Source organism: Mycolicibacterium rhodesiae, assembly GCF_002086695.1.
Lineage (GTDB): Bacteria > Actinomycetota > Actinomycetes > Mycobacteriales > Mycobacteriaceae > Mycobacterium > Mycobacterium rhodesiae.
On the sequence record NZ_MVIH01000001.1, the window covers coordinates 428,851 to 441,867 of the forward strand.

The following is a 13,017-nucleotide window of genomic DNA, read 5'->3' on the forward strand; positions in this document are numbered from 1 at the left end:
GTATCGTGGAGGGCTGGCTCTCTCGAGAGCCCTGCATTCGACGCAGCTGATCAGGACAACTCAAGATGAGGAGCTCGCCGTGGCTGGCCGTTCTACGGGGCTACCAACCCAGAAGCAGGTGATCGAGCTACTCGCTGGTGAGTTCGTGCGCGCCGGATACGAAATCGAAGACGTCGTGATCGACAGCCGCCCGCAGCCGCCGCGCATCACCGTCATCGCCGACGGCGACAAGCCACTGGACCTGGACACCGTCGCCGCGCTCTCGCGCTCCGCCTCGGTACTGCTGGATGACCTGATCAGCGGCGATGACGCCTACGTTCTCGAAGTCACCTCGCCGGGGGTGGACCGACCGTTGACCACGGAGAAGCATTTCCGTCGCGCGCACGCCCGCTTGGTCGACGCCGAGCTTGCTGACGGAACCACTCTCACCGCCCGATTGGGCATGGTGTCTGACGACGCCGTCGACCTGGTGGTGCGCGAACGCAACGATTGGACCGTGCGCCGGATTCCACTCGCAGACATCGTCAAAGCTGTTGTCCAGGTTGAGTTTTCACCACCAAAGCCACGCGAGCTCGAACTTGCGGGAGCAGCCGGAACGGAGGCCGAAGCATGAACATCGACATGAACGCCCTGCATGCGATCGAAATCGATCGCGGTATCTCGGTCGACGAGTTGCTCGACACCATCAAGACGGCGTTGCTGACCGCGTACCGGCACACCGAGGGGCATCAGCCCGATGCTCGCATCGAGATCGACCGCAAAAGCGGTGCGGTGCAGGTGATTGCGCGCGAGACCGACGAAGACGGCAACCTGATCAGCGAATGGGACGACACGCCAGAGGGATTCGGCCGGGTCGCGGCGACGACGGCCCGCCAGGTCATGCTGCAGCGATTCCGCGACGCCGAAAACGAGCGCAGCTACGGGGAGTTCTCCGCCCGCGAGGGCGACATCGTCGCCGGCGTCATCCAGCGCGACGCCCGCGCCAACGCACGCGGCCTGGTCGTCGTGCGGCTGGGCAGTGAAACCAAGGGCGCCGAAGGTGTCATCCCGGCTGCCGAGCAGGTGCCCGGGGAGGCCTACGAGCACGGCGACCGGTTGCGCTGCTACGTCGTCGGAGTCAGCCGCGGTGCGCGCGAACCGCTGATCACGCTGTCGCGCACACACCCCAATCTCGTTCGCAAGCTGTTCTCGCTGGAGGTGCCCGAGATCGCCGATAACTCCGTGGAGATCGTCGCGGTGGCCCGGGAGGCCGGACATCGGTCCAAGATCGCGGTCCACTCGAAGGTTCCGGGACTCAACGCCAAGGGCGCCTGCATCGGCCCGATGGGCCAGCGGGTGCGCAACGTGATGAGCGAGCTGTCCGGCGAGAAGATCGACATCATCGACTTCGACGAGGATCCGGCGCGGTTCGTCGCCAACGCGCTGTCACCGGCGAAGGTTGTCTCCGTCTCCGTCATCGACGCGAACACCCGCGCCGCGCGCGTGGTGGTGCCCGACTTCCAGCTGTCGCTGGCGATCGGCAAGGAAGGGCAGAACGCCCGCCTGGCCGCCCGACTGACCGGGTGGCGCATCGACATCCGCAGCGACGCCGCGGCGCCGGAAGCAGACCCGCACCCTGCCGCGTCGCACGACGTGGAGCACTGACGAGAACCGAGCGCTGAGCCGCTGATGTAGCCGCATCGGCCATCGGTGGGTACACCATCGTCAATTAGATGGGTACACCATCGTCAATTAGGGGGGAATTCGTTGGCAGAACTCGGCGCTGCGCAGTCCGTCGACGTGCTCGTCGTCGGAGCGGGCCCGACCGGGCTGACGGCGGCTGATGCGTGTGTGGCGGCCGGCTCTTCGGTAGCGATAGTGGAGCGAACCGGCTTTGTGGGCGGGTTGGCCCGTCCGGCGACGGTGGCCGGGCATGACGTCGACCTCGGCGGTCACCGGCTGCTCTCTGCGACGCCGGAGCAGCGCCGGGTGTGGCTCGACTTCGCCGAGCGGCTCGGCGGTATCCCGATGTCGGATATCGACCGGCACAGCGGAATCCTGCGGGAAGGCTACGTGGTCAGCTATCCGTTCGACTGGCAGCAGTTCCGTCATTCGGCGCCGTTGTCCGTCCGTGCCCGCGGCGCCGCTTCGCTCATCGCCTGGAAGCTGACGGCGCCGACCGGCCGCGCCGACGACACGCTCGATGACTGGGTCAAGAACCGGTACGGGCCGTACCTGTCGGAGAAATTCATGGCCCCGCACGCCCGGAAGGTGTTCGGCATCGACCCGAAGAACATTCCGGCGGCGTGGGCGTCTCAGCGGATTCTCTCGCCGCGACTCGCCTCGGTACTGGCCACCGCGTTGCCGCGGCTGCGGGACTCCACCCGCCCCGATGAGCCGACCGACAGATTCATCTACCCGCACGGCGGCGCGGGAGTCCTGTGGTCGCGCCTGGCCGCATCGCTGGGACGAAAAGTCGACTGGCTGTTCGACTCCGCGGTGGCCGCCATCAGCAGATCTTGTGGCGGACGATTCACCGTCACCGTGTCGGGGCCCGGCGGAGAGCACGTTGTGTCCTGCGGGCGGATCATCTGGACCGGGCGACCCGATGACCTGGCCGCCAGCCTGGGACTGACCGAGCTGTCCGCCGCGATCGCGCAGGCCTCGGGACGGCGCGACCTTGTCGTCGGTGTGGTGCGACTGCCTGACGCGCCGCCGACCTGGCGTGGCTACCAGTGGCTGTACACCCACGACGCGGGCGTGCGGGCGCACCGGTTCAACAACTACGGCGAGTGGAAAACGCTGAACTGTCCCTCCGGCGTCATCGGCCTGGAGTACGCCGTGCCGTCCGGTGAGACGTTCGATGTCCGATCCACCGCATCGAAGGACATGTCGATCCTGCTCAACGGCGGTTCATTCGAGTTCCTCGGATCCGAGATGGCCGCCGACGCATACGCCAACTTCGACGCCGCCGCCCACCTGTTCGACGAACTCGACACAGCGCTTCGCCGGTTCGGCGAGGGGATTGTCGCCACGGGACGTCAGGGGGCCGGGATCTACATCAACCTCGACCAGGCGAGGGACCTGGGAGCGCGGGCGGGGGCCTTGCCCGCCGACCATGCGGGCGTGGTCGGGCGCGACGGATATTCGCGCTATCAGGAGAAAGCAGGCTGACGGCCGGACCGGCGTCGCGCAGCCAAGGGTGGTTCTGGGCGGTGCCGCGATGACGGTAGACTATGCCGTGATCCAGCGCGAGACTCCGACTCCCGAGCGACCGCATCGACGTACCGAAGGTCCGGTGCGGACATGTGTCGGGTGCCGGAAGCGAGAGTTGGCCGTCGATCTCCTCCGAGTGGTGGCTGTGTCGAACGGGAACGGCCATTGCGCCCTAACCGTTGACCAGGCAGGTAACCTCCCGGGGCGGGGTGCGTGGCTGCACCCCGACGACCGGTGCCTGCAGGCAGCGTTCCGACGGCGAGCTTTCGGGCGAGCGTTGCGCATCACCGGTTCACCGGATACATCCGCGGTGGTCGAGTACGTCGAGAAATCGACGGGCCAGACCAGCCCGGCAAGAGAACAGGCAGCGAAGAACATGAGCACACCGTGAAGTCCCGACGATGACCATGCGTCGTAGCTAAACCCGAGGCGCGGCCTACCACCGCTGTCGCCTCTTGAGTAGGAGATGTAGTGGCAGGTAAGGCCCGCGTACACGAGTTGGCCAAGGAACTCGGTGTCACCAGCAAGGAAGTTCTCGCCCGACTGAGCGATCAGGGCGAATTCGTCAAATCCGCGTCGTCGACGGTGGAAGCCCCCGTCGCACGCCGGCTGAGGGAATCGTTCGGCGGCGGCAAGCCCGACAAGGCCCCGGCGAAAGCCGCACCGGCCGGCGCGGCCGGAAACGGAGCGCCGGCACCCAAGCCCGCGCCCGTCTCCGATGGCGCTGTCACGGCCCCGCGGCCCACGGCGCCCGCCCCCAAGCCGGCCGCCCCGGCACCGGCTCCCGCCCCGGCTGCGCCGACTCCGGCGCCGCCCGCGCCTGCAGCTCCGGCTGCACCCGCGGCCTCGGCGGCCCCCGCCGCACCCGCGGCACCCGCGCCCGCCAGCCCCGGGCCGACGCCCGGTCCCCGTCCGGGACCGGCCGCACCGAAGCCGGGCATGCCCCGGCCGCCGCGTGTCGGCAACAACCCGTTCTCCTCGGCTCAGCCGGTCGAGCGTCCCGCGCCGCGTCCCCAGGGTCCGCGTCCCGGGCCCGGTGCCGGTGGCCCGCGTCCCGGCGCGCCGCGTCCGGGTGGAGCCACACCCGGCAACATGCCTCCTCGTCCGCCCGGCGCCCGCCCCGGCGCGCCCGGCCGGCCCGGTGCCCCGCGGCCCGGTGGCGGTCCCCGCCCCGGCGGAGGCCCCGGTGGCGGCGGCCGTCCCGGTGGCGGTGGCGGCGGTAACTACCGCACCGGCGGTCCCGGTGGCGGTGGTGGTGCCGGCGGAGCTGCCGCCGGCGGTTTCCGTGGCCGTCCCGGTGGCGGTGGTGGCGGTGGTCGTCCCGGTCAGCGCGGTGGCGCGGCCGGTGCGTTCGGCCGTCCCGGCGGTGCCCCGCGTCGTGGTCGCAAGTCGAAGCGGGCAAAACGCGCTGAGTACGAAAGCATGCAGGCTCCGGTCGTCGGTGGCGTGCGGTTGCCGCACGGCAACGGCGAGACCATCCGGCTGGCCCGCGGCGCGTCGCTGAGCGACTTCGCCGAGAAGATCGACGCCAACCCGGCCGCATTGGTCCAGGCGTTGTTCAACCTCGGCGAGATGGTGACCGCGACCCAGTCGGTCGGCGACGAGACCCTCGAGCTGCTCGGCAGCGAGATGAACTACGTCGTGCAGGTCGTGTCGCCGGAAGACGAAGACCGTGAGCTGCTGGAGTCGTTCGACCTCACCTACGGGGAGGACGAAGGCGACGAGGGCGACCTGGAGGTCCGCCCGCCGGTGGTCACCGTCATGGGTCACGTCGACCACGGCAAGACCCGACTGCTGGACACCATCCGCAAGGCCAGCGTCCGCGAGGGCGAGGCCGGCGGCATCACCCAGCACATCGGCGCCTACCAGGTGACCGTCGAGCACGACGGTGTCGAGCGCCCGATCACCTTCATCGACACCCCGGGTCACGAGGCGTTCACCGCCATGCGCGCCCGCGGTGCGAAGGCCACCGATATCGCGATCCTGGTGGTCGCCGCCGACGACGGCGTCATGCCGCAGACGGTGGAGGCCATCAACCACGCGCAGGCCGCTGACGTGCCGATCGTGGTCGCGGTCAACAAGATCGACAAGGAGGGCGCCGATCCGCAGAAGATCCGGGCGCAGCTCACCGAGTACAACCTGGTTGCCGAGGACTTCGGTGGCGACACCATGTTCGTCGACATCTCGGCCAAGAACGGCACCAACATCCAGGCGCTGGAAGAAGCGGTGCTGCTGACCGCCGACGCGGCACTGGACCTGCGGGCCAACCCCGATATGGAAGCCCAGGGTGTGGCGATCGAGGCGCACCTGGACCGCGGCCGCGGCCCGGTGGCGACCGTGCTGATCCAGCGCGGCACGCTGCGGGTCGGCGACTCCGTGGTCGCAGGCGACGCCTATGGCCGGGTTCGCCGGATGGTCGACGAGCACGGCGAGGACGTCACCGAGGCGTTGCCGTCACGTCCGGTGCAGGTCATCGGCTTCACGTCGGTGCCGGGTGCCGGCGACAACTTCCTGGTTGTCGACGAGGACCGCATCGCCCGCCAGATCGCCGACCGGCGCAGCGCGCGCAAGCGCAACGCACTGGCCGCCCGCACCCGCAAGCGGATCAGCCTGGAAGACCTGGATTCGGCACTGAAGGAAACCAGCCAGCTGAACCTGATCCTCAAGGGCGACAACTCGGGCACCGTCGAGGCGCTCGAGGAAGCCTTGCTGGGCATCGAGATCGACGACGAGGTGGAGTTGCGCGTCATCGACCGCGGTGTCGGTGGCGTCACCGAGACCAACGTCAACCTGGCGTCGGCCTCGGATGCGATCATCATCGGCTTCAACGTGCGCGCCGAGGGCAAGGCCACCGAACTGGCCAACCGCGAGGGTGTGGAGATCCGGTACTACTCGGTGATCTACCAGGCGATCGACGAGATCCAGAGCGCGCTCAAGGGCATGCTCAAGCCGATCTACGAGGAGAAGGAACTCGGCCGCGCCGAGATCCGCGCGATCTTCCGGTCGTCGAAGGTCGGCAACATCGCCGGCTGCCTGGTGCAGTCCGGGATCATGCGGCGCAACGCCAAGGCGCGGTTGCTGCGTGACAATGTCGTCATCGCCGAGAACCTCACGGTCTCCTCGCTCAAGCGGGAGAAGGACGACGCCACCGAGGTGCGCGAGGGTTACGAATGCGGTCTGACGCTGACGTACTCCGACATCAAGGAAGGCGACGTCATCGAGACCTACGAGCTGGTCGAGAAGGAGCGCGTCTAGTGGTTGATGTTGGCAGGGCCCGCAGGCTCTCCAAGCGCATCGCCACCATCGTCGCCTCGGCGATCGAGTTCGAGATCAAGGATCCGCCGCTGGCGTTCGTGACGGTCACCGACACCAAGGTGACCGGTGACCTTCACGACGCCACCGTGTACTACACGGTGCGCGGCAAGACCCTCGATGACGAGCCGGACTATGCCGGTGCGGCCGCGGCGCTCGAGCGCGCCAAAGGTGCGCTGCGTACCAAGGTCGGTGCGGGCACCGGTGTGCGGTTCACTCCGACCCTGTCCTTCGTTCTGGACAAGGTGCCCGACACCGCGCAGAAGATGGAGGAGCTGCTCGCCAAGGCGCGGGCTGCCGACGCCGATGTGGCCCGGATTCGGGCCGGGGCCACTCCTGCAGGAGACGCGCAGCCGTACCGTGTGGTAGGAGAAGAGGGAACATCTTCTTCGCAGGACGACCAGGACGACCAGGACGCCGGTGACCGCGATCGACTCGACGACTGAGATCACCCGCCCTTCACGGCGGGTGGACGCGCATGGCGCCGTCGAGGTCCTGCGTGGCGCAGGCGCGGTGAGCGTCATCTGCCACGTCCACCCCGACGCTGACAGCGTGGGAGCCGGGCTGGCCCTGGCGTTGATCCTCGAGCGTGACGGTGTCGATGTCGAAGTGAGTTTCGCGACGCCGTCGACGCTGCCGGAATCGCTGCGCATGCTGCCCGGCGGACACCTGCTGGTGGCCCCGGGTGACATGCGTCGTGACGTCGACCTGGTGGTGACCGTCGACGCCCCGAGCGTGAACCGCCTCGGCGCGCTCTCGGAGTTCACCCAGCTCGGCTGCGCGGTGCTCGTCATCGACCACCACAAGTCGAACACCCTGTTCGGCAGCGTGAATCTTGTTGATCCGAAAGCGGATTCGACCACCATGGTGGTAGCCGAGTTGCTCGATGCGTGGGGCAAGGAGATCGACCGCGACGTCGCATCGTGCCTGTACGCGGGATTGACCACCGACACCGGTTCGTTCCGGTGGGCATCGCCGGGCGCGTTGCGGCTTGCCGCCCGCCTGGTCGAGCTCGGCGTGGACAACGCCGCGATCAGCCGTGAGCTGTTCGACACGCATCCGTTCGTGTGGCTGCCCTTGCTGTCGCGTGTTCTGTCCCGCGCCCAGCTGGTGCTCGAGGCGGCAGGCGGGCGCGGGCTGGTCTACGCGGTGGTCGCCCACGAGGAGTGGATGGGGAACCGCTCCGAAGAGGTCGAGAGCATCGTGGACATCGTCCGCACCACGCACGAAGCCGAGGTCGCTGCGGTCTTCAAGGAAATCGAGCCCGGGCATTGGTCGGTGTCGATGCGGGCCAAGAGCTATGACCTGGCTGCGGTCGCCAGTGGTTTCGGCGGCGGCGGGCACACGTTGGCCGCCGGGTACTCCGCCGTTGGACCGATCGACGACGTGGTGGCGCAGCTGACCGCCGCCCTTGGCTGAGTTGGCGTCCCCCCCAATCGACTTTCACGTTTGGTCGCGATCTACTCGCACTTTGGCTGCAAAAGGTGAAATTCGGTGACTGACTCGGCCGACGACGTAGGCCCGGTAACCAGCCTGCGGATCGCGGCGCTGGCGCTGCCCGCGCTGGGTGTCCTTGCTGCCGAACCGATCTATCTCCTGTTCGACATCGCGATCGTCGGCAGGCTCGGGGCGCTGAGCCTGGCCGGCCTGGCGATCGGCGGCCTGATCCTGTCGGTCGTCAGCGCGCAGCTCACCTTCCTGTCGTACGGGACGACGGCTCGCTCGGCGCGCTTCTACGGCGCGGGTGACCGGGCCGCCGCCGTCGGCGAAGGGGTGCAAGCCACCTGGCTGGCGCTGGGGATGGGCGTCGCGATCGTGGCCGCAGTGCAGTTGGCTGCGGTTCCCATCGTGTCGGCGATCGCGGGCACGAAGTCCGGTGGCGGCGACATCGCCGGCGCCGCGTTGCCGTGGGTGCGGATCGCGATTTTCGGTGTGCCGGCCATCCTCATCTCCGCGGCAGGCAACGGCTGGATGCGCGGTGTGCAGGACACCATGCGCCCGCTGCGCTACGTGCTGGTGGGTTTCGGTGTCTCCGCGGTGCTCTGCCCGCTGCTCGTCTATGGGTGGCTGGGTCTGCCGCGGCTGGAACTCGCGGGCTCGGCGATCGCCAACCTGGTGGGGCAGTGGCTGGCCGCGGTTCTCTTCTGCTGGGCGCTGCTCGCCGAGAAGGTGTCGCTGCGACTCGATACCTCGGTGCTGCGCGCGCAGGTGGTGATGGGCCGGGATCTGGTGCTGCGAACCCTGGCCTTCCAGGCCTGTTTCGTGTCCGCCGCCGCGGTGGCCGCCCGGTTCGGTGCGGCGGCGGTCGCCGCACACCAGGTCGTGTTGCAGCTGTGGAATTTCCTTGCGCTGGTGCTGGATTCGCTGGCGATCGCCGCGCAGTCGCTGGTCGGCGCCGCGCTGGGCGCGGGCCGGACGGAGCACGCGAAGTCGGTCGCATTGCGGGTGACGGTGTTCTCCGCGATCGCCGCCGCGGTGCTGGCGTTCGTGTTCGCCGCCGGCGCATCGGTGCTGCCATCGCTGTTCACCGACGATCGGTCGGTGCTCGCCAAGATCGGGGTGCCGTGGTGGTTCATGGTGGCCCAATTACCCATCGCCGGAGTCGTGTTCGCGCTCGACGGAGTGCTGCTGGGCGCCGGCGACGCCGCGTTCATGCGGACCGCGACGTTGGTCAGCGCCCTGGTCGGTTTCCTGCCGCTGATCTGGTTGTCGCTGGCGTTCGGTTGGGGGTTGCTCGGTATCTGGTCGGGTCTGAGCACGTTCATGGTGCTGCGACTGGTGTTCGTCGGATGGCGGGCGTTCTCCGGGCGCTGGCTGGTGCCCGGCACCAACTAGCGGTGGGCGATCGCCGCCCAGCCGAAGTCGTTGGTGCGCACGTCGATTCGCTCGAATCCAGCTGCGGTCAATCTGTCCGCGAGGCCGGCCGGATCGATCGGGTTGTAGGTGTCGCCGACGTGTGCGGCAGCCATGTCGTCGTCACCGATGCCGTCGCTGGCCACCAGCACGGCACCCGGCCGCAACACCCGAGCCACCTCGGCGAGCAGTCGGTCCTGCAGCTCGGGGGTCGGAACGTGGTGCAGCATCGTGAAACACGCCGCACCCGAGAACCGGGCGTCGGGAAACTCCAGTGCGGTCGCGTCGCCGCGCACGATCCGGACCGACGGCACCCCGGCGAACCGCTCGCCGAGCATCGTCGCGAGCCGCTCATCGATCTCGACGCACGTCACCTGTGGCACAGTCCGGCTCAACACGTCGGTGGCCGCGCCGAAGCCCGGCCCCACTTCCAGGACGTCATCGCCGAGGTCGGCGTCACCGAGGACCCACGGCAGGATCTGCTCCCGCATGATCGTGCGCCATTCGTCACTGCCGCAGACCTCGTGCGCCTCATTCATGTGGGCAAGCGTAAATGAATAGCCCGTCAAATATGTTGCGTGGCTATGTATCGATTTTTGCTGAGTTACTTCCCCGTGGGTCGCCGGTGGGCTATTAATGACGTTGCTGGTACATCGATTCGTGACGGGGGCTCCATGAGTTCGACCAACTTTGGATTTCGCATCGGTTCCGCAGCGTTCGCCATGGGCCTGGGTGTGGCAGTTGCCAGCAACCCCGGAGTTGCCGTAGCTGAAGGCCCGGACTCCGGTTCTACCGCGCACTCCTCGACGTCGTCAAAATCGACCGGTTCGTCAGACTCCGCTGATTCGGACCGATCAGGGCCGCGCTCTGTCGGCTCGTCCCGGCGTGCGGCGCAGCAGCCCCTCGGAGCCGGCAGCCCGCAGAAGAAGTCGAACGGCCGACCGTCGGCAACGCGGCCCAGTGCCGCGGCTCGGTCGGACGCGTCGGTGACCACCCCGTTAGGCGCAACGCCCACGGTGAAGGTGCAGGCCGGTGATCGGACGGATCTCGACGTGCAGAACCCTGCCGCCGCCGTAGCGCCTGCAACCGAGCAGGATTTGCCAGCCGCCGCCACTGTGTCCGTACCGGCGGCGCTCGTTGCCCCGGCGCGGCACGCCGCGGCCTCCGCGATTCGCCCACCGAGCATCGTGTCGGGATTCCTCTCGATCTTCGGTCTGAGGCCGGGCACCGGCCTGCCGCCGGCCCCGATTCAACTGCTGACCGGTGCGCTGGCGCTGATCAGGCGCGACATCGAGTCGGTGGTCAACCAGGTGAGGGCGTGGACGGCCGCTCCGGCCACCCGCAGCCTGTCCGCCGCCACCACCGGCACGACCACCACGGTCACCTGGGCGTGGGGCTCGAACCCGGTGCTGGCCTTCGACCCGGCCACCGACAAGCTCGATTTCGGCTGGATGCAGCCGAGCCAGTTCACCGTCGTCGAGAAGTCCGGATCCGTGGTGATCGGGGTCGTCGACAACAACCACTCCTACACGCTGCAGGGCGTCAGCCTGAGTCAGCTCTCGATGACCAAAATCGTTGCCAAGGACGCGGGCACCGTGACGAAGTGGCAGTCGCTGATCAGCGGTGCGCAGACCGCGCTTCCCAGTGTGTCGGTCGCTGACACGACGGTCGCCGAAGGCAACAGCGGCACCACGAACGCCGCGTTCACGATCACGTTGTCCAAGGCAAGCACCAAACCGGTGACGGTGAACTACACGACCGCCAACGGCTCGGCCACCGCCGGCCAGGATTACACAGCCGGCTCCGGCACCGTGACGTTTGCCGCAGGGCAGGTTTCGCAGGTGGTGAATATCGGCGTGCTCGGCGACACCACGGTCGAACCCACCGAAACGTTCACCGTCACGCTCTCGAATCCGTCGGGTGCGACCCTCGGTCGAGCCACCGCCACGGGCGCCATCACCAACGACGACACCGCACCGGTGCTGCCGAGCATCTCGATCGCCGACGCCACTGTGGCCGAGGGCAACAGCGGCAGCACCTCGATGGGGTTCACCGTGACGCTGTCCACAGCCTCGACCACAACGGTCACGCTGAACTACACGACGGCCAACGGCACCGCGACCGCCGGGCAGGACTACACGGCCGGCTCCGGCACGGTCACGTTCGCGCCCGGCGTGACCTCGCAGGTGATCAACGTCGGCGTGCTGGGGGATACGACGGTCGAGCCGACCGAGACGTTCACCGTCACGCTGTCGAACGCGTCCGGCGCCACCATCGCCGACGGCTCCGCGGTCGGCACGATCACCAACGACGACACCGCGACCACACCGGGCGGAACCGCGCAGTGGGGGACGAGCTTCTTCGCGCCCTACGTCGACATGGGCGCCTACCCGGTGCCGAACCTGCTCGCGCTGTCGAAGACCTACGGCACCTCGCTGGTGACTCTCGGCTTCATGCAAGCCGACCAGAACGGCAACCTCGCCTGGGCGGGATTGGCTGCGCTGGAACCGAGTTCGACCAACGAACAGGCCGTCGCCATCAACACCTCGATCGCCACGTTCAAGGCGGCCGGCGGCGACGTGATGATCTCGTTCGGCGGTGCGTCGGGCACCAGCCTCGCCCAGGCGTACGCGGCCAAGGGTCGCAGCGCCCAGGAGCTGGCCAACGCCTATGCCGCGGTGATCGACACCTACGGCGTCACTCACATCGACTTCGACATCGAAGGTGCCGCCGTCGCCGACCCGGCGTCGGTTGCGCTCAATAGCCAAGCGCTCGCACTGCTGCAGAAGCAGAAGCCGGACGTGCACATCTGGTACACGCTGCCGGTTTTGCCGACCGGGCTGACCGCCGACGGCCTCAACGTCGTGGACGCCGCAGTCAAGGCCGGCGTCACACTCGACGGCGTGAACGTAATGGCGATGGACTACGGCGAGTCCGCCGCCCCCACCAGCGGTGCGGGCGCAAAGACCATGGGCGCGTATGCAATTCAATCAGCCCAATCGACCTACACGCAGCTGACAGCGCTGTACGGCAAGTACGGACAGAGTTTCGGCTACAGCCAGATCGGTGTAACTCCGATGCTCGGCGTCAACGACGTCCTCACCGAGGTGTTCACGGTGGCCGACGCGCAGGCGCTCGAGGACTTCGCCCGCGCCAACGGGATCGGCATGCTGTCGATGTGGCAGGTTCTCCGCGACACCCCGGGGACACTGGGGCAGGCGAGCACCGGGGCCTCCGGATTGAGTGACCCGCAGGGCGCATTCAGCACGGTGTTCAACGATTACGGCACGATCAACGTCGTCGACTACAGCAACGCCGGAGGCGCCGGTGGAACCGGAGGCACCGGTGGAACCGGCGGCGTGACCCCGGTGACCGGCGGCACCACCACGACGATCACGTGGGGCTGGGGCAGCGACCCTGTGCTGAGTTTCAACCCGGCAAAAGACACCCTGGACTTCGTCTGGATGCAGCCCAGCGAGTTCGACGTCACCGAGAAGGGCGGTTCGGTGGTGATCTCCGTCGTCGGCAACAACCACACGTACACACTGGCCGGCGTGACGCTCAGTCAACTGCAGGCAGGCAACATCATCGCCAAGGACGCCGGCACGCTGGCCAAATGGCAGAGCCTCATCGCCGCCGCGAAAGCGGTGTAGCGAG

At 68.1% G+C, this 13,017-nt stretch carries 10 protein-coding genes; 9 read left to right on the plus strand and 1 reads right to left on the minus strand.

Annotated features, from left to right (window positions below; all coding sequences use genetic code 11):
• Positions 1-79: 79 nt before the first annotated feature.
• The 8 genes from rimP (at position 80) to BST42_RS02115 (ending at position 9,342) form a co-directional block, all read left to right on the plus strand.
• Positions 80-613, plus strand: coding sequence for a ribosome maturation factor RimP (rimP, locus tag BST42_RS02080; protein ID WP_083116885.1), 534 nt, complete (start codon positions 80-82; stop codon positions 611-613).
• Positions 610-1,644: a transcription termination factor NusA gene (gene nusA, locus BST42_RS02085; protein WP_083116886.1), complete on the plus strand. Its 1,035-nt coding sequence runs from the start codon at positions 610-612 to the stop codon at positions 1,642-1,644. Before rimP ends, nusA begins: the two co-directional genes overlap by 4 nt.
• Before the next feature lie 102 nt (positions 1,645-1,746).
• On the plus strand, positions 1,747-3,153 hold the full coding sequence (locus BST42_RS02090; protein WP_165760757.1) for an NAD(P)-binding protein: 1,407 nt from the start codon (positions 1,747-1,749) through the stop codon (positions 3,151-3,153).
• Between the two features lie 49 nt (positions 3,154-3,202).
• The gene (locus BST42_RS02095; RefSeq protein WP_110918454.1) at positions 3,203-3,586 is read left to right on the plus strand and encodes a YlxR family protein; all 384 of its coding nucleotides are present in this window, start codon (positions 3,203-3,205) and stop codon (positions 3,584-3,586) included.
• A gap of 80 nt (positions 3,587-3,666) precedes the next feature.
• The gene (gene infB, locus BST42_RS02100; RefSeq protein WP_083116888.1) at positions 3,667-6,450 is read left to right on the plus strand and encodes a translation initiation factor IF-2; all 2,784 of its coding nucleotides are present in this window, start codon (positions 3,667-3,669) and stop codon (positions 6,448-6,450) included.
• The gene (gene rbfA / locus BST42_RS02105) at positions 6,450-6,953 is read left to right on the plus strand and encodes a 30S ribosome-binding factor RbfA (protein ID WP_083116889.1); all 504 of its coding nucleotides are present in this window, start codon (positions 6,450-6,452) and stop codon (positions 6,951-6,953) included. Before infB ends, rbfA begins: the two co-directional genes overlap by 1 nt.
• A complete protein-coding gene (locus BST42_RS02110; protein ID WP_083116890.1) occupies positions 6,928-7,926 on the plus strand; it encodes a DHH family phosphoesterase in 999 nt (332 codons plus the stop codon). The genes rbfA and BST42_RS02110 overlap by 26 nt, the downstream gene beginning before the upstream one ends.
• Positions 7,927-8,001: 75 nt before the next feature.
• Complete coding sequence (locus tag BST42_RS02115) at positions 8,002-9,342, plus strand: MATE family efflux transporter (RefSeq protein ID WP_083116891.1); 1,341 nt, start codon at positions 8,002-8,004, stop codon at positions 9,340-9,342.
• Here the strand turns inward: BST42_RS02115 and BST42_RS02120 are convergent.
• Positions 9,339-9,899: a class I SAM-dependent methyltransferase gene (locus tag BST42_RS02120; RefSeq protein ID WP_083116892.1), complete on the minus strand. Its 561-nt coding sequence runs from the start codon at positions 9,897-9,899 to the stop codon at positions 9,339-9,341. The two genes, BST42_RS02115 and BST42_RS02120, sit on opposite strands and share 4 nt — an antisense overlap.
• Before the next feature lie 447 nt (positions 9,900-10,346).
• On the opposite strand from BST42_RS02120, the gene BST42_RS02125 reads away from it, so the two are divergent.
• Positions 10,347-13,013, plus strand: a complete 2,667-nt coding sequence (locus BST42_RS02125) for a Calx-beta domain-containing protein (RefSeq protein ID WP_237159160.1) — start codon at positions 10,347-10,349, stop codon at positions 13,011-13,013.
• Positions 13,014-13,017: the final 4 nt, after the last annotated feature.